Annotated in this window: 22 protein-coding genes; 9 read left to right on the forward strand and 13 right to left on the reverse strand. The window is 63.5% G+C overall.

The window, feature by feature from the left end; translation table 11 throughout:
- The first annotated feature begins 17 nt into the window (after positions 1-17).
- Positions 18-1250, forward strand: coding sequence for an acetyl-CoA C-acetyltransferase (locus K3148_RS06860; protein ID WP_221426550.1), 1233 nt, complete (start codon positions 18-20; stop codon positions 1248-1250).
- Here the strand turns inward: K3148_RS06860 and ppk2 are convergent.
- Entirely contained in the window at positions 1247-2026 is a 780-nt protein-coding gene (ppk2, locus tag K3148_RS06865; protein WP_221426551.1) for a polyphosphate kinase 2, read from the reverse strand. The two genes, K3148_RS06860 and ppk2, sit on opposite strands and share 4 nt — an antisense overlap.
- A gap of 43 nt (positions 2027-2069) precedes the next feature.
- Here ppk2 and phhA point away from each other — a divergent pair, with 43 nt between their 5' ends.
- Entirely contained in the window at positions 2070-3011 is a 942-nt protein-coding gene (gene phhA / locus K3148_RS06870; protein ID WP_247711665.1) for a phenylalanine 4-monooxygenase, read from the forward strand.
- Between the two features lie 64 nt (positions 3012-3075).
- Here phhA and K3148_RS06875 read toward each other — a convergent pair whose 3' ends face one another.
- The 5 genes from K3148_RS06875 to K3148_RS06895 form a co-directional block, all read right to left on the reverse strand.
- Positions 3076-3324: a YckD family protein gene (locus tag K3148_RS06875; protein ID WP_221426552.1), complete on the reverse strand. Its 249-nt coding sequence runs from the start codon at positions 3322-3324 to the stop codon at positions 3076-3078.
- A 76-nt stretch (positions 3325-3400) separates the two neighbouring features.
- Positions 3401-3655, reverse strand: coding sequence for a GlsB/YeaQ/YmgE family stress response membrane protein (locus K3148_RS06880; RefSeq protein WP_221426553.1), 255 nt, complete (start codon positions 3653-3655; stop codon positions 3401-3403).
- A 92-nt stretch (positions 3656-3747) separates the two neighbouring features.
- Complete coding sequence (locus K3148_RS06885) at positions 3748-4542, reverse strand: undecaprenyl-diphosphate phosphatase (protein ID WP_221426554.1); 795 nt, start codon at positions 4540-4542, stop codon at positions 3748-3750.
- Positions 4543-4772: 230 nt separating this feature from the next.
- A complete protein-coding gene (locus K3148_RS06890; protein ID WP_221424136.1) occupies positions 4773-6905 on the reverse strand; it encodes a M13 family metallopeptidase in 2133 nt (710 codons plus the stop codon).
- A gap of 131 nt (positions 6906-7036) precedes the next feature.
- Positions 7037-8848 (reverse strand): ABC transporter transmembrane domain-containing protein, encoded by a 1812-nt coding sequence (locus K3148_RS06895; protein WP_221424137.1) that lies wholly within the window; start codon positions 8846-8848, stop codon positions 7037-7039.
- Between the two features lie 190 nt (positions 8849-9038).
- On the opposite strand from K3148_RS06895, the gene K3148_RS06900 reads away from it, so the two are divergent.
- Positions 9039-10259, forward strand: coding sequence for a polyhydroxyalkanoate depolymerase (locus K3148_RS06900; protein WP_221424138.1), 1221 nt, complete (start codon positions 9039-9041; stop codon positions 10257-10259).
- A 6-nt stretch (positions 10260-10265) separates the two neighbouring features.
- Positions 10266-10790 carry a hypothetical protein gene (locus tag K3148_RS06905; RefSeq protein ID WP_221424139.1) on the forward strand — a complete coding sequence of 175 codons (525 nt, stop codon included), beginning with the start codon at positions 10266-10268 and terminating at the stop codon, positions 10788-10790.
- A gap of 86 nt (positions 10791-10876) precedes the next feature.
- Here the strand turns inward: K3148_RS06905 and fghA are convergent, their stop codons facing one another.
- The 4 genes from fghA to K3148_RS06925 are packed head-to-tail and all read right to left on the reverse strand — an operon-like array spanning position 10877 to position 13740.
- Positions 10877-11716: an S-formylglutathione hydrolase gene (fghA, locus tag K3148_RS06910; RefSeq protein ID WP_221424140.1), complete on the reverse strand. Its 840-nt coding sequence runs from the start codon at positions 11714-11716 to the stop codon at positions 10877-10879.
- Positions 11713-12222 carry a prolyl-tRNA synthetase associated domain-containing protein gene (locus K3148_RS06915; RefSeq protein WP_221424141.1) on the reverse strand — a complete coding sequence of 170 codons (510 nt, stop codon included), beginning with the start codon at positions 12220-12222 and terminating at the stop codon, positions 11713-11715. Before K3148_RS06915 ends, fghA begins: the two co-directional genes overlap by 4 nt.
- Positions 12223-12225: 3 nt before the next feature.
- On the reverse strand, positions 12226-12606 hold the full coding sequence (locus K3148_RS06920) for a VOC family protein (RefSeq protein ID WP_221424142.1): 381 nt from the start codon (positions 12604-12606) through the stop codon (positions 12226-12228).
- Positions 12607-12630: 24 nt separating this feature from the next.
- Positions 12631-13740 carry an S-(hydroxymethyl)glutathione dehydrogenase/class III alcohol dehydrogenase gene (locus tag K3148_RS06925; protein ID WP_221424143.1) on the reverse strand — a complete coding sequence of 370 codons (1110 nt, stop codon included), beginning with the start codon at positions 13738-13740 and terminating at the stop codon, positions 12631-12633.
- A gap of 95 nt (positions 13741-13835) precedes the next feature.
- On the opposite strand from K3148_RS06925, the gene K3148_RS06930 reads away from it, so the two are divergent.
- The 3 genes from K3148_RS06930 (at position 13836) to K3148_RS06940 (ending at position 15481) form a co-directional block, all read left to right on the forward strand.
- Positions 13836-14204 (forward strand): hypothetical protein, encoded by a 369-nt coding sequence (locus K3148_RS06930; RefSeq protein ID WP_221424144.1) that lies wholly within the window; start codon positions 13836-13838, stop codon positions 14202-14204.
- 73 nt (positions 14205-14277) lie between these two features.
- Entirely contained in the window at positions 14278-14730 is a 453-nt protein-coding gene (locus K3148_RS06935) for a hypothetical protein (protein WP_221424145.1), read from the forward strand.
- Positions 14731-14809: 79 nt separating this feature from the next.
- The gene (locus tag K3148_RS06940) at positions 14810-15481 is read left to right on the forward strand and encodes a glutathione S-transferase family protein (RefSeq protein WP_221424146.1); all 672 of its coding nucleotides are present in this window, start codon (positions 14810-14812) and stop codon (positions 15479-15481) included.
- 19 nt (positions 15482-15500) lie between these two features.
- Here the strand turns inward: K3148_RS06940 and K3148_RS06945 are convergent, their stop codons facing one another.
- Both K3148_RS06945 and mutM read right to left on the reverse strand, forming a co-directional pair.
- Positions 15501-15923 carry an Imm8 family immunity protein gene (locus tag K3148_RS06945; RefSeq protein ID WP_221424147.1) on the reverse strand — a complete coding sequence of 141 codons (423 nt, stop codon included), beginning with the start codon at positions 15921-15923 and terminating at the stop codon, positions 15501-15503.
- A 60-nt stretch (positions 15924-15983) separates the two neighbouring features.
- The gene (mutM, locus tag K3148_RS06950; protein ID WP_221424148.1) at positions 15984-16799 is read right to left on the reverse strand and encodes a bifunctional DNA-formamidopyrimidine glycosylase/DNA-(apurinic or apyrimidinic site) lyase; all 816 of its coding nucleotides are present in this window, start codon (positions 16797-16799) and stop codon (positions 15984-15986) included.
- A 56-nt stretch (positions 16800-16855) separates the two neighbouring features.
- Between mutM and K3148_RS06955 the strand changes: the two genes are divergently transcribed.
- Positions 16856-17587, forward strand: coding sequence for a class I SAM-dependent methyltransferase (locus K3148_RS06955; RefSeq protein ID WP_221424149.1), 732 nt, complete (start codon positions 16856-16858; stop codon positions 17585-17587).
- A gap of 3 nt (positions 17588-17590) precedes the next feature.
- Positions 17591-19147, forward strand: a complete 1557-nt coding sequence (gene ubiB, locus K3148_RS06960; RefSeq protein ID WP_221424150.1) for a 2-polyprenylphenol 6-hydroxylase — start codon at positions 17591-17593, stop codon at positions 19145-19147.
- On the opposite strand, the gene K3148_RS06965 is transcribed toward ubiB, so the two are convergent.
- On the reverse strand, positions 19125-19523 hold the full coding sequence (locus tag K3148_RS06965) for a hypothetical protein (protein WP_221424151.1): 399 nt from the start codon (positions 19521-19523) through the stop codon (positions 19125-19127). The two genes, ubiB and K3148_RS06965, sit on opposite strands and share 23 nt — an antisense overlap.
- Positions 19524-19663: the final 140 nt, after the last annotated feature.

The following is a 19663-nucleotide window of genomic DNA, read 5'->3' on the forward strand; positions in this document are numbered from 1 at the left end:
TTCTTAGGGACTGATCCATGACCGAATTACGCCGCGTCGCCATCTGCAAGCCGCTCCGCACACCAGTCGGCAAATTCCTCGGAAGCCTCGCTCCTTTGGAGGCGGGTGAGCTCGGGGCGGTCATCATCAAGGCGCTGGTCGAGCGTTCGGGCGTGGACCCGATGCGCGTCGACGATGTCGTCTTCAGCCAGGGCTATGGCAGCGGCGAGGCTCCCGCCATCGGGCGCTGGAGCTGGCTCGCCGCAGGCTATCCCATCGAAGTGCCAGGCTTCCAGCTCGACCGGCGTTGCGGCTCGGGCCTGCAGGCGGTCGCCACGGCGGCGATGATGGTGCAAACCGGCGTCGCCGACTGCGTGCTGGCGGGCGGCGTCGAGAGCATGTCCAATGTCGAGCATTACACCACCAAGGCCCGCCACGGCGCGCGGCTGGGCGACATGGTCCTGTGGGATCGCCTCACGCGCGGGCGCCTGATGAGCCAGCCCATCGAGCGTTTCGGCGTGATCACCGGCATGATCGAGACGGCCGAGAACCTCGCCAAGGATTACGACATCAGCCGCGAGGCCTCGGACGAATTCGCCGTCCGTTCGCACCAGAACGCGGCGCAGGCCTGGGCCGAGGGCAAGTTCGACGAGCAGCTCGTGCCGGTCGAAATTCCCCAACGCCGGGGGGATCCAGTGGTGTTCGCCAAGGACGAGGGCTTCCGCGAGGATGCGAGCATGGAAGTGCTTTCCGCCCTTCGCGCAATCGACCTGAAGCGCGATCCGGACGCCATCGTCACCGCCGGCAACGCCAGCCAGCAGAACGATGCGGCCGCCGCCTGCCTTGTGGTGGCGGAAGACAAGGTCGAGGAACTGGGCCTCGAACCGATCCTGTGGTTCCATTCGTGGAGCGCGGCGGGCTGCGACCCGAGCCGCATGGGCATCGGTCCGGTGCCGGCGGTCGAGCGCCTGTTCGCCAAGAACGGCCTTGGCTGGGACGACATCGGCCTCATTGAATTGAATGAAGCCTTCGCACCTCAGGCGCTCGCCGTGATGAAGGGCTGGGGGTTCGCCGAACGCGACAGCCGCCGCGAGATCGTCAACGTCAACGGCTCGGGCATCTCGCTCGGTCATCCCATCGGGGCGACCGGCATCCGCATCCTTGCCGACATGGCGCACGAGATGCAGCGGCGCGAGGTGCGCTATGGCCTTGAAACCATGTGCATCGGCGGCGGACAGGGCATGGCCGCCGTGTTCGAACGCGCGGCCTAGTCTGCCGGGTAATCCGCAATCGGCTCGAGCACGCCGTAAGTCTCGGCCAGCGGTTCATGGTCGAGCTCGGGAAAATCGAGCTCGGGCGCGTCGCATTGCGTATCGGGCAGCCGGTCCAGCAAATCGCGCACCAATGTCAGCCGCCCCCGCTTCTGGTCGTTGAAGTCGACCAGCGTCCACGGTGCCCATTCGGTGTGTGTGCGCGCCAGCATCTCTTCGCGCGCCTTGGTGTAGGCGTCGTATTTGTCGCGCGCGGCGAGATCGATAGGGGAGAGCTTCCAGCGCTTCAGAGGATCCTCCAGCCGCTCGCGCAGCCGCTCTTCCTGTTTCTCTTGATCCGCGCCGAGCCAGTATTTGAACAGCAGGATACCATCGTCCACCAGCATCTTCTCGAAGGTCGGGACCTGTTCGAGGAACTGCTCGACCTGGCTCTCGCTGGCGAAGCCCATCACATTCTCCACGCCAGCGCGGTTGTACCAGCTGCGGTCGAACAGCACGATCTCGCCCGTCGTGGGCAGATGCGGGACGTAGCGCTGGAAATACCACTGGCCTTGCTCGTCTTCGGTCGGCTTGCCCAGCGCGACGACATGGCATTGGCGCGGGTTGAGCTTTTCGGAGACCGCCCGGATCGCGCCGCCCTTGCCCGCCGTGTCGCGCCCCTCGAAGATCACCACGATCCGCTGGCCCGTCACCCGCGCCCAGCGCGCCATCGCCACCAGCTCCTCGCGCATGGGTTCGAGGACGGCTTCGTATTCCTTGCGTTTCACCTGGTGCATCTCCCCATTTGTAAGCGCCGGACAAAGCGCCTAAATAGCCGGCATGGCTACTCTTGCAGACCCCGCCCACGACTTTACCCTCTTGCCCGAAATGCCGGCGGATGTCTTCACCGCCCCGCTGAAAAAGCCAAGCCACGTCGGCGACGACTGGCTGGAGCCCAAGCAGACCGTCTACGACAGCGAAGACGACGCGATCTGGGACGATCTGTTCAAGCGCCAGATGGAAATGCTGCCCGGCCGCGCGGCGACCGCGTTCATGGAAGGCACCGAAAAGCTCGACCTGGGGCGCGGCGGTGTGCCGGAATTCGGCAAGCTGTCCGAGGAGTTGGACAAGCTGACCGGCTGGAGCGTGGTGCCCGTGCCCATGCTGATCCCCGATCACGTGTTCTTCTGGCACCTCGCTAACCGCCGCTTCCCGGCGGGCAATTTCATTCGCACGCGCGAAACCTTCGACTACATTCAGGAACCCGACGTGTTCCACGATGTCTTCGGCCACGTGCCGATGCTGACCGACCCGGTCTATGCCGATTACATGCAGGAATACGGCAAGGCCGGCTGGAAGGCGATGCGCTACAACCGCCTGAAGGCGCTGGGCTCGCTCTATTGGTACACGGTCGAATTCGGCCTGATCGAGGAAAAGCCGGGCGATATCCGCGCCTATGGGGCGGGCATCCTCTCCGGGCCGACCGAGGTGGTCTATTCGGTCGAGGCGGAAAGCCCCAACCGGATCATGCTCAACGTCGACCGCGTGATGCGCACCGATTACGTGATCAGCGACCTGCAGCCGACCTATTTCGTCATTCCCAGCTTCGAGGATCTCTACCGCCAGACGGTGGAGCGCGATTTCGACAAGCTCTACAAGAGCCTCGGCCCCGGCTTCACCTATGCCAATACGGCGGTGATCGACGTCGATTACGTCGTCAATCGCGGCACGCTGGAATACACGCTGCGCGGCGGACGCGGATCGGGCGCCAAACCGGTCTGACGCACGAAAAACGGCCCCGGATCGCTCCGGGGCCGCCTTTGGTTCTAGCTGTGAAGCGCCGGACTTAGCCGTCGATTTCGTCAGCCTGTTCTTCCATCGTTTCTTCCATGGCGTCGGTTTCGTCGTCCATGGCGTCAGCCTGCTCGTCGGTGATTTCACCCGAGGCTTCCATGTCGTTGACCATCGCGTCGCGGTCATCTTCCATCTGCTCGATATTGTCTTCCGCTTCGTTCTCGGCGGCGCTGTCGCACGCTGCGAGACCCAAGCTCATGGCTGCTGCCGATGCGACGAGCGTAGCTTTGGTGAATTTCATTATTACTTCCCCTTGGTTGCGGGAATCCGGGCTCCTAGACCCGATCCCTGATATGAATGGATAATGCGTGGCGAAATTAAGGCAAGGCCTTCTGGCGCACGACATTATAGAGGGCGATCAACGCGATACCGCCGAGCATTGCCCAAAGCAGCGTGCTTCCGCGGATGGCGCCGAGGAAAACACCGCCCGAAGTGGCCATCCCTACGCCGAGCGAGCCGACGATACCGGCCACGACATTGCGCAGAATTCCGCGCCCTTCCTCGATTTGCAGGGCGATTGTCGCCAGCCAGCCGAGCAGCGCGCCGGTAACAATCAGAATAATCAGGCCCATTTGCAAATCCTTGCGTGTCGCATGTGCAGACCCAATTCGTTTGTGGGCGGAAGGTTCCGCAAATGCGACGAACCGCCGAACGCGGTTTCGCGTCAGAGGAGGGTCAGCAGCGCCACGCCGAGGATGACGCGGTATATCACGAAGACCAGCATCGACGCCTTCTTGAGGAAGTTCATCAGGAACATCATCGTGGCGAGCGCGGTGAAGAAGGTGAGGATGCCGGACACCAGCGCATCCTGCTGCATCTGCGCGGTGGCTTCGGAAAGGTCGAAGGCGGCGAGCAGCCCGGCCCCGAACACTGCCGGGATCGCCAGCAGGAAGGAGAAGCGCGCCGATTCCACACGGCCATAGCCGAGCGCGCGCGCGGCCGTCATCGTCGCGCCCGAACGGCTGGTGCCCGGGATCAGCGCCATGGCCTGCGCGATGCCGACGAGGATCGCGTCCTTGAGGCTCATGTCCTCATAAGCCTTGGTCTGCTTGCCGAACTTGTCGGCGAGCCCCAGCAGGATGCCGAAAACGATCAGGTTGATCGCGACGAGGTCGGTCGAGCGGAAGCCCTCGAGATAGCCGCCCAGCTTGATGAACAGGCCGGCGAGCACGGCGGGGATGGTGCCGATGGCGATGAACCAGAACAGGCGACGCTGCTCGTCGTCCTTGCCGAGGCCCACGCTGGCAAAACCGCCGCGCGCAAGGCCCATCACGTCCTTCCTGAAATAGAGGATGATCGCCAGCAGCGAGCCGACATGGACGGCCACGTCGATCAGGGGTCCCTGATCGGGAAAGTCGGTAAGCTTGGGAATCAGAATGAGGTGGCCAGACGAGGAAATCGGAAGGAATTCCGTAATGCCCTGGACGATCGCGATGAGGAGTTCTTGCAGGAAGGTCATGGGGCGGGGGGATTGTCACAAGGCTGCCCCAAGTCAAACCATTTGTTTCGCAATCCGCGACCGGACCGATCCCGGTCCGGCAAGCGCGACTGCGCGCCCGCAGCGGGTGCAGCTTGCTGCACATCGAGCGAGGACGAACCCGCGGACGCGGGTTCGCAATCAGAAGCCGCAAACAAAAACCCCGCCGACCTGGGGCCGGCGGGGTTCTCTTCTCTCTCGTGGAGATCGTGTTACCAGATGGTGATGCGCTCTTCGGGCGGCAGGTAGAGGTCGTCGTCCGGCGTAACGCCGAACGCGTCGTACCAGGCGTCCATGTTGCGCACGATGCCGTTCACGCGGAATTCTTCCGGGCTGTGCGGATCGGTGGTCAGGCGCTGGCGAGCGGCCGCCTCGCGCTGCTGCGAACGCCACACCTGTGCCCAGGCAAGGAAGAAGCGCTGGTCGCCGGTCAGGCCATCGATCACCGTGTCTTCCTTGCCGTTCAGCGAGAGCTTGTAGGCGCGGTAGGCAAGGCTGAGGCCGCCGAGGTCACCGATATTCTCGCCCAGCGTCAGGCGGCCATTGACGCAGGTCTCGCCGTTATCGAGCGGGCAGTAGCTATTGTACTGTTCGACCAGCGCATCGCCCAGCTTGTCGAATGCCTTGCGGTCGGCATCGGTCCACCAGTTGCGCAGTGCGCCCGTGCCGTCCGACTTCGAACCTTGGTCGTCGAACCCGTGGCCCATTTCATGGCCGATGACACCGCCGATACCGCCATAGTTCACGGCCGGGTCGGCGCTGATGCCGAAGAAGGGCTGCTGCAGGATCGCAGCGGGGAAGACGATCTCGTTCTTGGTCGGATTGTAGTAGGCGTTGACCGTCTGCGGCAGCATGTACCACTCGGTGCGGTCGATCGGACCGCCGAGCTTGGACAGCATGTCCGCCCAGCTCCATTCGGCCGCCGCCATGCGGTTGGCGATCGGCGCACCCGCAGTGATCGCGAGGCCTTCGTATGTCTCGAGATTGTCGCGGTAGCCGATCTTGGGATCGAAGGCGTCGAGCTTGGCGACGGCCTGCTCCTTCGTCGCTTCGCCCATCCAGTCGAGTTCGTCGATCGATTGCGCCATTGCCTTGCGCAAGTTCGCGACCAGTTCGTCCATCGCGGCCTTGTTCTCGGGCGGGAAGTATTCGGCGACATAGGACTTGCCGAGAAGTTCGCCGAGCAGGCCCTCGGTCTCGCCGATCGCCCGTTTCCAGCGCGGGCGCTGTTCGGGCGTGCCGTTGAGCGTGGTGCCGTAGAAGGCGAACTGGGCGTCGTCGAAACGCTTGGGAAGGACCGCGGCGTTGGAGGACAGGAAGCCCTTGGCGGTCCACGCCTGCAACACGTCCATCGGCGTGTCGAGGATCAGTTGCATTGCGACGGGCATGCCGCCGCCGATCTTGGCCAAAGTGTCGGCATCGAGGCCGAGTTCCTCGGCGCGTTCGGGGCTGGGCGGCAGGTCGGTGACGATGAAGCGGTCGATATCCTTGAAGCCGCTGGCGGTCAGCATGGCTGCAAGCGGGAAGCCGCCGGCCTTCGCGTTCAGCTCTTCGGGCGTCAGCGCGTTGTAGGTGAGATCGTCGTTGCGGCGCGTTGCGCGGTCCCAGGCGACCTTACGAGCCAGCGAATCTTCGAAATCGTAAACTTGCTGCGCCATGCCGGAGGCATCGGCATAGCCCGCCTCGCCAAGCAGGAAGGCGAGGTAGTCGCGATACTTCGACTGGATGTCCTTACCCTTCTCGCTTTCGTCGAGGTAGTAGTCGCGATCGGGCAGACCGAGGCCGCCCGATCCGGCGTGCACCGAATAGCGGGTCGGCTCCTTCGCATCCACTTCGACATAGGCGAAGAGTGGCGAAGAATAGCCCGGGCTGCCCCAGATTTCCGCCAGCGCGGCGAGCGTATCGGCGTCCTGGATCGCGGTGAGATAGGGCTGCGCGGGCGCAAGGCCGGCGGCTTCGATCGCGGCTGTGTCGAGGTAGGCGGTATAGGCTTCGACGATGCGTTTCTCGTCCGCGCTCAGCGTGGCCGGATCCTTGGAGGTCAGCTGGTCGACCAGCGCCTTCACGTCCGCGGTCGATTTCTCGCGCAGCAGGTTGAAAGCGCCGAAACGGCTGAATTCGGCCGGGAGCGGATTGGCGTCGAGCCATTTCTGGTTGGCGTAAGCGAAAAAGTCGTCACCCGGATCGACGTCGGTCGAAAGTGTGGCGGGATCGAAACCCCATTCGCCGAAGCTCATGGTCGGTGTCGGCACTTCCTCGGTGCTGGCGGTGTCTTCGGCCATGGCGGGCGCGCTCAGCGCGAGGGCCAGCGCCGATGCGCCAAGGGCAAGAATTCTGGATTTCATGTGGTAACTCTCCGGTCAGTCCCGGTCTCGCGCGCTCCCCATGGCGCGCAAACGACCTCGGCATCCTGACTAGCACCATCGGCGGCGTGGAGTCGCCGTTTGTCGAAGCGCTTGACGGCTTGGTCGATGGATCAGGCGGGCGCGTGGCCGAATTGCAGCTGGGCGAGGCGCGCGTAGAGGCCTCCGTTACCCGCCAGCTGGTCGTGCGTGCCCTGTTCGAGCAGCTGGCCATCCTCCATCACCACGATCCGGTCCGCCGCGCGCACGGTAGCGAGGCGGTGGGCGATGACCAGCGTGGTGCGGTTTTCCATCAGCCGGTCGAGCGCGTCCTGCACGAGGCGTTCGCTTTCGGCGTCGAGCGCGCTGGTCGCTTCGTCGAGCAGCAGGATCGGGGCGTCGCGCAGCAGGGCACGGGCAATCGCCACGCGCTGGCGCTGGCCGCCCGATAGCTGGGTGCCGTTTTCGCCGAGGTAGGTGTCGAGACCCTGCGGCAAATTTTCGAGGAATTCGGCGGCGTTGGCGGCGCGGGCGGCGGCCCAGATCTCCTCCTCGCTCGCGTCCCAATTGCCGTAGCGCAGATTGTCGCGCGCGCTGGCAGAGAAGAGCACGCCTTCCTGCGGCACAAAGGCAATCCGCTTGCGCACCTCGGCCGGATCGGCCTTGGTCAGCGGAATGCCGTCGAGGCGGATCGTGCCCGCCTGCGGGTCGTAGAACCGCTCGGACAGCTGGAAGATCGTGGACTTGCCCGCGCCCGAGGGGCCGACAATGGCCACCGTCTCGCCCGGTTCGACCTCGAGAGTGAAGTCGGTCAGGGCAGGGACTTCGGTCCGGGTCGGATAGCGGAAGGTCACATTGCGGAAGGATAGGCTGCCGCGCGGCGGGCTGGGCAGGTCTTGTGGCTTTGCCGGTGCCGCGATGTCGGGCTTTTCATCCAGCAATTCGGACAGGCGGCTGGCTGCGCCCGCGGCGCGCAGCAGGTCGCCATAGACCTCGGTCAGCGCGCCGAACGCGCCGGCCACCAGCGCGGCGGCGAAGACGAAGGAGATGATCGTGCCATAGGTAATGCTGCCCTCGCTGGCGGCTTCCGCGCCGCGCCACACGAGAACGGTGATCCCGCCAAAGACGAACAGGATGATGCAGGCGGTGAGCGCGGCGCGCAGCACGATGCGGCGCTTGGCGACGCTGAAGGTGCGCTCGACCGTATCGCCGAAGCGGGCCTCTTCGCGGCCCTCCTGGTTGAAGCCCTGCACGATTTTCATCGCCGACAGCACTTCGGTCACGCTCGCCCCGATGTCGGCGACGCGGTCCTGGCTGGTGCGGCTGACTGTGCGCAGGCGCCTCCCGAACAGCGTGATCGGAATGACGATCGCCGGGATGATAAGCAGCATGCCCATGGTCAGGCCGGGGATGAGGTAGAACAGGTAGGCGGTCCCGCCGATGGCGACGAGGAGGTTGCGCAGGGCGACCGAAACGGTGGTGCCGACGGTCGTCTCGATGATCGCCGTGTCCGAGGTCATACGGCTGGAGATTTCCTTGGGGCTGTTGATCTCGAAGAAGCCGGGCGCAAGCCGCAGCAGGTTCGCCTGCACGCGCTTGCGCACATCGGCGACCACGCGTTCGCCCAGCCAGCTGACGAAGTAGAACCGCATCGCCGTGCCCAGCGCCAGCACGGTCACGATCATCAGCAGGATCCGGAACCAGAAGGCGAGCTGAGATCCGTCGCCGCCCATGCCTTCATCAACGGCGTAGCGCAGGAAATAGGGGATCGAGAGCGTCGACATCGCGGTGATGACCAATGCAACGACGGCAAGCCCCACATGGCCGGGATATTTGCGCAATTCGTCGAACACCATGCGCAGCGGCCTGAGGCTGCGCTTTTCGCGCTCGCCCTTGCGGCGGAAGATGCCCCGCTTCGGTTTGGGAATACTGCCCGTCTCGTCCATTACCGCTCACCTAGTGCGGCGCGAGACCAAAATCCACCGGGCAAAATCCACAGGCTAGGGACCTTACCGGCACTTTTACCCCGTTTGTGCATTGCACAATGAGGTTTGGCACGGCACACTCGCTCTCTTTTCAACACGAGCACAGCCCGTAGCCAGAAACACAACAGGCGGGTCGCAGGGGACGCTTCGAATGCTGTATCACGCCTACGAATTGCAACGCAGCTGGCTGTCGAGCGCCAGCACCTGGGCCTCGATCGGGGCGGAAATGCTGTCCAATCCGGCGCTGCCGTTCGGTTATATGGGCATGGGCCCGGTGGCCGCCAGCGCGCTCGACGTGTTTGCCCACGCCACGGCGACCTATGGCAAGCCCGCCTGGGGGATCGAGACGGTCGAGGCGGGCGGCACACGCCATCCGGTGGTCGAGGCGACCGTGGTCAACCGGCCCTTCGGCGACCTCAAGCGCTTCCGCCGCGAGGGTCTGCTCGAAGATGCGCCGCGCCTCCTGATCGTGGCGCCGATGAGCGGCCACTACGCCACGCTCCTGCGCGGCACGGTCGAGCGAATGCTCGAGAAGTACACCGTCTACGTCACCGACTGGGCCGACGCGCGCAACGTGCCGCTGCACGAGGGCCATTTCGACCTCGACGACTACATGGATTACGTCATCGCGTTTCTCGAGCATATTGGGCCCGGAGCGAACGTCATGGCGGTGTGCCAGCCCAGCGTGCCGGTCTTCGCCGCGACCGCGATCATGAACCGCGACAGCCACGAATGCGCGCCGAAAACGCTGACCATGATGGGCGGCCCGATCGACACGCGCTGCTCGCCCACCAGCGTCAACGATCTCGCCATGGACCGCCCGATCGAGTGGTTCCGCCAGAACGTCATCGCCACCGTGCCGATGCAGTATCGCGGCGCCGGGCGGCGGGTCTATCCCGGTTTCATGCAGCTTGCCGGCTTCATGAGCATGAACCTCGGCAACCACATCATGAGCCATTACGAGATGTTCAAACACCTCACCGTGGGCGACGAGGCGAGCGCACAGGCGACCAAGGATTTTTACGACGAATACCGCAGCGTCTGCGACATGACCGCCGAATTCTACCTGCAGACGATACAGGAAGTCTTCCAGGACCACGCGATCCCCAACGGCACCTTCATGCATCGCGGCAAGCGTATCGATCTGGGCGACATCACCGAGACGGCGCTGCTCGCCATCGAAGGTGAGCGCGACGATATCTCAGGGCTGGGCCAGACCCGCGCCGCGCTGGAGCTGACGCCGAACCTCGATGCGTCGAAGAAGCGCTACTACATGGCCGAGGGCGCCGGGCATTACGGCATCTTCAACGGCAGCAAATGGCGCGGTAAGATTGCGCCGGTGGTGGAGGAATTCATCGCCGCGCATGGGTGAGGGGTGATGTCGAAAACGGACTATACTTCGATTGGGGCAGCCCATCGGAATGAAGCAGAAAAGAATTTTAAGCGAGCCGTCGCCACCGGGGCTGCTTTGTTGTTAGCCCATTCGCTAGATATCCAGCCAGCAGAAATGGATGCGGCGGGGTTAAAACTAAAAATTGAAGATGCAGCGATACTATATGGAGCGATCGCCATGGTGTTTGTTCACTATGCGTCGCAAGCGTTGCGCCATGCGGAAACGGCTACAGCGCTATTTCCTCTTCGAATCGACGCCATGAAGATTCGAAATACCTTGAAAATTTATAAGAAGGTATATCTCAGTGAAAAACGAAATAGAGGTAAGCCTGTAAACTACAAGAATATCAAATCGAGCGCGCGATGGGGGCTAAACTTTTCAGCATTCCTGCTGCTCCCGTATTATATAGGGGTAACCGTTATCACGGTGGTTTCGATCCCCTTCTCCATTTTCGATATTTACAAAATGCTTAAGGTGCTCGGACCTCAATTTCTCGAAATTTTCATTTAGGAATCTCAAAGCCTCTGCGCCTGTCCGCATAGGTTTCAATACATGAATGTCGAGATTGGGTGAGTTGGTATGTCTAACAGATAATGCTACCCCAACCGCTCCCCGTGCCAGGCAACATGCTCGGCCATGAAGGTCGAGATGAAGTAGTAAGAGTGGTCATAACCCTCCTGCATCCGGATTTCGGCGGGGATGCCGGCCTTGGCGCAGGCCATGGAGAGGAGGCCGGTCTTGAGTTGCTCCTCGAGGAAATTGTCCGCCGTGCCCTGGTCGACAAGCAGGTGGTCCACCCGCGCGCCGTTTTCGATCAGCGCGACCGCGTCGTATTCGTCCCACGCCTCGCGGTCCTCTCCCAGATAGCGTGACAGTGCTTTCTCGCCCCAGGGCACTTTGCTCGGCGCGACGATGGGGGCGAAGGCGCTGACCGAGCGGAAGCGGTCCGGATTGCGCAGGGCGATGGTCAGCGCGCCGTGGCCGCCCATCGAATGGCCGGTGATGCCTTGGCGCGCCATGTCGGCGGGGAAATTCGCTTCGATGAGCGCGGGAAGTTCGTCCTCGATATAGCTGCGCATGCGGTAGTGCTGCGCCCACGGTTCCTGCATCGCATCGACATAAAAGCCTGCGCCCTTGCCGAAGTCGTATTCGTCATCGGCATCCGGCACGGTCTCGCCGCGCGGGGAGGTGTCGGGCGCGACGAAAATCACGCCATGTTCGGCGCATGCCCGCCGGTATTCGCCCTTCTCGGTGACATTGGCGTGCGTGCAGGTGAGGCCCGACAGATACCACAGCACCGGCAGCTTCGCGCCCGCATCGTGCGGCGGGACATAGACCGAGAAGGTCATCTCCGTCCCCGTCGCCTCCGAGTGGTGCGAAAGGACGAACTGGTCGCCTCCGAAGGCCTTGTTCTGCGAGAGATAATCGAGCGTCATCTGGTATCCTGTGCGGGTATGTCTGCGATCCGCGGCGCATGACCCCAATGTGCGATCAGCCGCAAGCAGTCCGCGCCGGACAGGCCGATGGTCGCGGTGTTGCGAAGCGGGTGGACGTTGATCCACTCCGCTTCGGCGAGGCTCCGGTCCAAAACCACCGTTATGCTCCCCGGCTCGGCGTGGATTGCGCCCAGCGGAGTCACCGATCCGGGAGTGAGGCCAAGCAGGCGTTCCATGTCATCGGGCTTGCCGAAGCTCACCCTCTTGCACCCGATGGCCGCAGGCAGGGCCTTGAGGTCGACGCGCATTTCGGCCGGCACCGTGACAAGCCAGAAGGCGCCGCCAGCGTCCTTGAGGAAAAGGTTCTTGGTGTGCTCGCCGGGGATCGCCTCCTTCACCCCGCGGCTTTCCTCCACGGTGAAAACGGCCTCGTGCTTATGATGTTCGAAGGGGATCGCGAGGGCCTCCAGGTCCGCCCGCAATCCCTCTTCGCCGCGTCTCGTCAAGGCTCAGCCCGGACGGTGCATCGCGCAGACCTTGTTACCGGCCGGATCGCGCAGATAGGCGAGGTAAAGCTTCATGCCGGCGCCTTCGCGCAGGCCCGGCGGGTCTTCGATGGGCGTGCCGCCATTGGCCGCTCCGGCTTCGTGCCAGGCGTCGGCCATTTCCTCGCTCGAAGCGGCAAAGCCGATGGTCGAGCCGTTGCCGCAGCTCGCCGGCTGCCCGTCGATCGGCTTGGTGATGAGGAAGATGCCGCCGTTGTGCATATAGATCACGCGGCCCTTGGGATCGATCTGCCCCTCGCGCCCGCCCAGTGCCTTGAAGCAGGCGTCGTAGAACTTCTTCGAGGCCTCGATATCGTCGGCCCCCAGCATGACATGGCTGAACATGTGTCTCTCTCCTTGATGTGAAACTTAGTCGAACACCACGACCGAGCGGATGCTTTCGCCCGCGTGCATTAGGTCGAAGCCCTTGTTGATCTCTTCGAGCTTGAGCACGTGGGTGATCATCGGGTCGATCTGGATCTTGCCATCCATGTACCAGTCGACGATTTTGGGGACGTCGGTGCGGCCCTTGGCGCCGCCGAAGGCCGTGCCGCGCCAGTTGCGGCCGGTTACCAGCTGGAAGGGGCGCGTTTCGATGGTCTTGCCCGCTTCCGCCACGCCGATGATGATCGAGGTGCCCCAGCCCTTGTGGCAGCATTCCAGGGCTTGGCGCATCACATCGGTGTTGCCGGTGCAGTCGAAGCTGTAATCGGCCCCGCCGTCGAGCATTTCGACAATGGTGGCGACCACGTCCTTCTCGTCCTTGGGATTGATGAAGTCGGTCATGCCGAAATGTTCGGCATAGCTCCTCTTGTCCGGATTGATGTCGACGCCGACGATGCGGTCCGCGCCCGCCATGCGCGCGCCCTGGATCACGTTGAGGCCGATGCCGCCAAGGCCGAAGATTACGACATTGTCGCCCGGTTTCACTTGCGCCGTGTTCACCACTGCGCCGACGCCCGTGGTGACGCCGCAGCCGATGTAGCAGCTGGTGTGAAACGGGGCGTCCTCGCGGATTTTCGCGACCGCGATTTCCGGCAGGACGGTGAAGTTCGAAAAGGTGGAGCAGCCCATGTAGTGGTAGATCGGCTTGCCCTGGTAGCTGAACCGCGTGGTCCCGTCGGGCATCAGCCCCTTTCCCTGCGTTTCGCGGATCGCGCTGCACAGGTTGGTCTTGCCCGAGAGGCACATTTTGCACTGGCGGCATTCGGGCGTGTAGAGCGGGATGACATGGTCACCCGGCTTGACGCTGGTCACGCCCTTGCCCACCTCGCGCACAATCCCTGCACCTTCATGGCCCAGAACGCTGGGGAACAGCCCCTCGCTGTCAAGTCCGTCGAGCGTATAGGCGTCGGTGTGGCAGATGCCGGTCGCCTTGATCTCGACCAGCACTTCGCCCTCTTTCGGGCCTTCGAGATCGAGTTCCACGATCTCCAGCGGTTTCTTGGCTTCGAAGGCGACGGCGGCTCTGGTTTTCATTTGAAACGATTCTCCTCTTCGCGCTTGGCGTAGGGAAGGCGAGGGGCGCGGGCAAGTTGCTTGCGGTTCAGGCAGGCTCGGCTAGGACGAGCGCCATGTTCACACGCTTCCTCGCTCCGCTCGCTCTCGTGGCCGTAACCCCTGCCGTGATGGCGCAGGAAGCGGCACCCGCCCCGCAGCTCACCGTCGAACAGTCGGCCACGCTGCGCTGCGCGGCGGCCTTTGCGATCGTAAGCCACGGGCAGGACAACGGGAACGAGGCGGCGCTCGCATATCCGGCGCTGGGCGAACGCGGGCGCGAATTCTTCGTGCGGGCGGGCGCGCGCCTGATGGACGAGCTGGGCCTAGACCGGGAAGGCATTCAGGCGCTGGTTACGGCCGAAGCGCAGCGCCTGTGGGAAGAGGACGCGATTTCCGACGTCATGCCCGCCTGCCTGCTGCTGCTCGACGCATCGGGCGTCTGAGCGCCCGTTCAGCCCTGTTTCAGCGGCGCCCCGGTATTGCGGACAGATAGCCGAAACCATTCGGGGTAAGACCATGCGTAGATTCCTTCTCACCGCCTTTGCCGGAGCCGCCGTGCTCGCGCCCGCTCCCTTGCTGGCGCAGGACGCCGAAAGCGATGCGCCCCTTGCGCTGGAGGACCAGGACGCGCCGTTCTCCGGCATGGCCGAGCGGATGCAGGACCCGGAACAGCAGCGCCAGATGGCGCTCATGCTGCGCACGATGAGCGAGGTGCTGCTCGATATGCCGCTCGCCCCGCTGATGGAGTCCATGCGCGAAATGACGGGTGAGGACACGCCAGAGGTCGATCCCGACACCACGCTGCGTTCGATGTCGCCGCAGGCAGAGCGTATCCCCGAGGAAATCGAGAAGAACCTGCCGCGCGCGCTCGACGCGATGGGCTCCATGGCCGAAGCGATGGAGAAGATGATGCCCGCGCTCCAGCAGATGGCGGAGCGGATGAAGGACCTCGACGTCCCCGCCAATTGATATCGCGCGTAAAAATCTGACACGGCGCAGCGCCCCCGTGTGGATTTTGCCGCGCGGGTGAGGCATGGGGTGCTGACCTATGTGGCAGCTCCACCAATTCCCTTTGTGTCCCTTCAGCCGGAAACTGCGCCTTCTCCTCGGCGAGAAGTCGGTGGCCTACGAGCTGGTGCGCGAGAACCCGTGGGACGGGCGCGACGCCTTCTGGCAATTGAACCCGGCGGGCAAGACGCCGGTGCTGCACGATCCCGCGCGCCGCGTGACTTTGTGCGACAGCCAGGCGATCTGCGAATTCATGGAAGAGACGGTGGAGCGTAACCCGATGATCTCGGGCAACGCCATGCAGCGCGCGGAAATCCGCCGCCTCGTCGCGCTGTTCGACGAGAATTTCTACGCCGACGTGACCGAGCCTGCGCTGCACGAGAAGATGAAGAAGCGGATCATCACCAGGCAGCCGCCCGACGGGCAGGTGCTGCGCCAGATGGGCCGGATGCTGCACGGCCACCTCGACTATATCGACTGGCTGGTCGACACGCGGCAATGGCTCGCAGGGCCGCAACTGAGCCTCGCCGACCTCACCTGCGCGGCGCATCTCTCGGTGGTCGATTACCTCGGCGCGGTCGACTGGCGCGGGCACGAGCAGGCGCAGGGCTGGTACATGGTCATGAAAAGCCGCCCCAGCTTCCGCCCGCTGCTGAGCGAGAAGATGGACGGCCTGCCCCCGCCGCGGGAATATGCTTCGCTGGATTTGTGAGAATCTTAGCGGCCCTTAATCAGTGCCTGTAATCTTCAAACTCCCACCTTGCCCAATTGTTAATTTTTCCGGCAATTTCATTCCAGTCTTTGCCAGTGGCATGGCGTAGTCGCTTGCGCACAAACTCTTCGATTTGCTCGGCGTTGAACCGCCTAGTGATTATGAGATTCTGGCCACTAAAGACCGGATAGCTTTCGGTTTCGTTCTCCAGAAATTCAGGTGAGCAGACGTCAAATTCAAACGCATCTGCTCCGTTTTCGCCGCGAACACCGATCTCGGCTCTAAGCGTATGACAAAAGCATCCCCCAATTGGCTGGAGTTCTTCAAGCAACTCGCCGCTGTTGCCGAACAGTGTCTTCAGCTCCGCATGTTTTGCGTCGGATTCTGAATGTGGTCCAGCGCTGGTTTCTTCGCTCTCCGTCTGGAATATCCGTCGGAACAATCCCAATCTCCATTTACATTGGCGCTAAATAAATAGCAGCGACGCCACAAGGCACAAAGCCTACCTCTGACAAACCGGACAAAACCACGTGCTTCTGCCGCCCTGCACGATCCGGCGGATCGTGCCGCCGTCCTCGTGGTGGCAGGGCTCGCCCTCGCGGCCGTAGACGTGGAAGCGGGTTGCGAAATAGCCTAGCTCGCCGTCGGGCTGGGCGAAATCGCGCAAGGTGCTGCCGCCGTCGCGGATGGAGCGCTCCAGCACGTCCTTGATCGCGGGGACGAGGCGGCGCAGCTGCGGCATGGTCACCTTGCCGCCCGCCTTTCGCGGGTGGATACCCGCGTGCCACAGCGCCTCGCAGACATAGATATTGCCGAGACCCGCTACGATGGTCTGGTCGAGCAGCAGCAGCTTGATCGCTTGTTTGCGGCCGCGCGTCGCCTCGCGCAGGTGTTCGGGGGTGAGACCGTCGCCCAGCGGCTCCGGCCCCAGCGCGGCGAAGGGTTTCCATGTCACCAGCTCGCCGCTCGTCATCAAATCGACCGAGCCGAAGCGGCGCGGGTCGTTCAAGGCGAAGCGGTGGCCCGCAGTCTCGATCACGAGATGGTCGTGCTTCTCGTCTTCCGCCGGATCGATCCGCCAGCGCCCGCTCATGCCGAGGTGGAACACCAACGCATGGTCGCGGCTGGTGTGGATGAGGCCGTATTTCGCCCGGCGCGAGAGATGTGTGACGCTCGCGCCAGTCAACGCCTGCACCAGATCGGGCGGGAAGGGGCGGCGCATGTCGGGACGGTTGACGGTCACCCGCGTGATCGTCTCGCCTTCGAGGAAGCGCGCAAGGCCGCGCACCGTTGTTTCGACTTCGGGAAGCTCTGGCATGAAAACCCCTCTAACACCCTTTGCGCCCCGCTCAATTCCCCCTAAGGCCCATTGCCATGAGTGACACCGTTTCCTTCGGCTACGAAGACATCGATGCGAGCGAAAAGACCGGCCGCGTGGGCGAGATCTTTTCCAGCGTTGCCGCCAAGTACGACATCATGAACGACGCGATGAGCGGCGGGATGCACCGGCTGTGGAAGGACCGCTTCGTGCGCCGCGTAAAGCCGCAGCCCGGCGAGCAGATCCTCGACATGGCGGGCGGCACGGGCGACATCGCCTTTCGCATGGCGGAGAAGGGCGCGAGCGTCACCGTGTCCGACATCAATCAGGACATGCTCGACGTCGGCATTGAACGCGCGATGGAGCGCGGTATCGATGGCCTCGTGTGGTCCCGCCAGAACGCCGAGGAACTGGCTTTCAGCAGCCGCACTTTCGATGCCTACACCATCGTTTTCGGCATCCGCAACGTGACCTTCATCGACAAGGCCCTCAAGGAGGCGTACCGCGTGCTGAAGTTCGGCGGGCGCTTCTACTGCATGGAGTTCAGCCAAACCGACTGGCCCGGCTTCAAGGAAGTCTACGACCTCTATTCGCACCAGCTCATGCCCAAGATCGGCAAGGCCATCGCCAATGACGAGGAAAGCTATCGCTACCTCGCCGAATCGATCCGCCGCTTCCCAAGGCCGCCCGAATTCGAGGCGATGATCCGCAAGGCGGGTTTCGAGAACACGCGGGTCGAGAAGATCCTCGGCGGCGCGGTCAACATCCATTCGGGGTGGAAAGTCTAGAGCGTGGCACGCCCCGCAACGCATATCTGGCGGCTCCTGAAATGGGGCCGCACGCTGGCGAAGCATGGCGCGCTGCGCGGGATCGAGCGCGATCCCAACACGCCGCCCCCGGTCAAGCGGCTGGCGCGTATCGCCCGCTTCGGCACGGTGCAGCCGAAGGAGCCGGACTATGCCGGTGCCTTCCGCGACATCGGCCCCGCCGCGATCAAGCTCGGCCAGACGCTGGCGACGCGGCCCGATCTCGTGGGCGAAGACGCGGCGCGCAATCTCCTCAAGCTGCAGGACGACCTGCCGCCGGTCGGCTTCGAACAGATCAAGCAGAGCATCGAGGCGAGCTTCGAGCAGCCGCTCGAAAGCCTTTATGCCGAATTCGACCCCGTGCCGGTGGGCGCGGCCTCCATCGCGCAGGTCCACCGCGCGGTGACGACCGAGGGCCGGCAGGTCGCGGTCAAGGTCCTGCGCCCCGGTGTGCGCGAGCAGTTCGCGCGCGATATCGACACCTATGAATGGGCCGCCGCCCATGTCGAGGCGATGGGCGGCGAGGCCGCGCGCCTGCGCCCGCGGCTCGTGATCGCGAACTTCAAGCGCTGGACCAACCGTGAACTCGACCTGCGCCGCGAAGCCGCGAGCGCTTCCGAACTGGCCGAGCACATGGTCGGCACCGAGAAATACGAGATCCCCAGCATCGACTGGGACCGCACCAATGGCCGGGTGATGACCGTCGACTGGATCGACGGGATCAAGATCAGCAACACCGAGGCGCTGATCGCCGCGGGCCACGATATGGACGAGCTGGCAAGCCGCCTCGTCCTCGCCTTCCTCAAGCAAGCCATCGCCGCCGGCTTCTTCCACGCCGACATGCATCAGGGGAACCTGTTCGTGAAACCGGACGGGACCATTGCCGCGATCGATTTCGGCATCATGGGCCGGATCGACCGCCGCGCGCGCATGTGGCTGGCGGAAATCCTCTACGGCCTGACGACGGGCAATTACCGCCGCGTCGCCGAAATCCATTTCGAGGCGCAATACGTGCCGAGCTATCACAATGTCGACGAGTTCGCGACGGCGCTGCGCGCGGTGGGCGAACCGATGCGCGGCAAGCCGGTGAGTGAGCTCAGCGTCGGCCAGATGCTCGACGGGCTTTTCGCCATCACCCGCGATTTCGACATGCAGACCCAGCCGCATCTGCTGCTCCTGCAAAAGACCATGGTGATGGTCGAAGGCATCGCCACCCAGCTCAATCCCAAGATCAATATGTGGGACGTCTCTGCGCCCTATGTGCGCAGCTGGATCCGCGACGAACTGGGCCCGGAAGCCGCGATTGCCGACCGCATCCGGACCGATACCGAAACGCTGCTGCGCATTCCCGACCTCGTCCGCCGGATCGAGGACCGCTTCCCGCCCAAGGGCGGCGCGCCCGAACCGCCGCCGCTACCCGAGGTGGAGCTGATTATCGGCCCGAACGCCCGGAAAAACCGCCCATGGCTGCGCTATCTAGCCGTCTTCGGAGCGGGCGGTCTCGCCGCTTGGGCCGCGCTTACGCAGGGTCTGCTGGGGTAGCCCGTCCTGGGAAGGTCTTGATTGCCGCGAGGATGACGAGGACATGCAGCGCCTCGACTGTCATCGGCTGCCACCAGCCCTCGTAATCGCCCACCACAATCAGGTTCACCAACCTGCCGGTAAAGGCGATCGCGAACAGGGCCAGCGCCGGCCAAAGAACATCGCCGCGTCGTTTCCAAGCGGCCCAGCCCATGCAGAAGGCGGCCAGCCAGAAGAAGGCGGTAAAATCGCCGCGCATCGCCGAAAGGCCCATGGGCGTGGGCGACTGCAGGCCGAAATCGCTGCCTGCCGTCACCGGGTCGACGAAGAAGCTGATGCCCAGAAGCAGGTCCAGCAGCGCCCCCAAGGCCAGCAGGACCACCAGAATGAAATGCATCGCAAAAACCCCCTTGTTACCGTTTTCTCAACCATAGGCTGCCATGGCTACCCGTCAATTGCGCGCGAATGGGTTCGACCGAACCGAATCATCCGCGCTGGAAATGACGGACGGGGGGCGCTAGCAAGCGCATCGATGAC

Origin of the sequence: Qipengyuania aurantiaca (genome assembly GCF_019711375.1) — a bacterium.
Classification (GTDB): Bacteria; Pseudomonadota; Alphaproteobacteria; order Sphingomonadales; family Sphingomonadaceae; genus Qipengyuania; species Qipengyuania aurantiaca.

Coding starts and splice junctions, on each gene's coding strand:
- K3148_RS06860 (WP_221426550.1), top strand. CDS start 18: ATGACCGAATTACGCCGCGTCGCCATCTGCAAGCCGCTCCGCACACCA.
- ppk2 (WP_221426551.1), bottom strand. CDS start 2,026: ATGCACCAGGTGAAACGCAAGGAATACGAAGCCGTCCTCGAACCCATG.
- phhA (WP_247711665.1), top strand. CDS start 2,070: ATGGCTACTCTTGCAGACCCCGCCCACGACTTTACCCTCTTGCCCGAA.
- K3148_RS06875 (WP_221426552.1), bottom strand. CDS start 3,324: ATGAAATTCACCAAAGCTACGCTCGTCGCATCGGCAGCAGCCATGAGC.
- K3148_RS06880 (WP_221426553.1), bottom strand. CDS start 3,655: ATGGGCCTGATTATTCTGATTGTTACCGGCGCGCTGCTCGGCTGGCTG.
- K3148_RS06885 (WP_221426554.1), bottom strand. CDS start 4,542: ATGACCTTCCTGCAAGAACTCCTCATCGCGATCGTCCAGGGCATTACG.
- K3148_RS06890 (WP_221424136.1), bottom strand. CDS start 6,905: ATGAAATCCAGAATTCTTGCCCTTGGCGCATCGGCGCTGGCCCTCGCG.
- K3148_RS06895 (WP_221424137.1), bottom strand. CDS start 8,848: ATGGACGAGACGGGCAGTATTCCCAAACCGAAGCGGGGCATCTTCCGC.
- K3148_RS06900 (WP_221424138.1), top strand. CDS start 9,039: ATGCTGTATCACGCCTACGAATTGCAACGCAGCTGGCTGTCGAGCGCC.
- K3148_RS06905 (WP_221424139.1), top strand. CDS start 10,266: ATGTCGAAAACGGACTATACTTCGATTGGGGCAGCCCATCGGAATGAA.
- fghA (WP_221424140.1), bottom strand. CDS start 11,716: ATGACGCTCGATTATCTCTCGCAGAACAAGGCCTTCGGAGGCGACCAG.
- K3148_RS06920 (WP_221424142.1), bottom strand. CDS start 12,606: ATGTTCAGCCATGTCATGCTGGGGGCCGACGATATCGAGGCCTCGAAG.
- K3148_RS06925 (WP_221424143.1), bottom strand. CDS start 13,740: ATGAAAACCAGAGCCGCCGTCGCCTTCGAAGCCAAGAAACCGCTGGAG.
- K3148_RS06930 (WP_221424144.1), top strand. CDS start 13,836: ATGTTCACACGCTTCCTCGCTCCGCTCGCTCTCGTGGCCGTAACCCCT.
- K3148_RS06935 (WP_221424145.1), top strand. CDS start 14,278: ATGCGTAGATTCCTTCTCACCGCCTTTGCCGGAGCCGCCGTGCTCGCG.
- K3148_RS06940 (WP_221424146.1), top strand. CDS start 14,810: ATGTGGCAGCTCCACCAATTCCCTTTGTGTCCCTTCAGCCGGAAACTG.
- mutM (WP_221424148.1), bottom strand. CDS start 16,799: ATGCCAGAGCTTCCCGAAGTCGAAACAACGGTGCGCGGCCTTGCGCGC.
- K3148_RS06955 (WP_221424149.1), top strand. CDS start 16,856: ATGAGTGACACCGTTTCCTTCGGCTACGAAGACATCGATGCGAGCGAA.
- K3148_RS06965 (WP_221424151.1), bottom strand. CDS start 19,523: ATGCATTTCATTCTGGTGGTCCTGCTGGCCTTGGGGGCGCTGCTGGAC.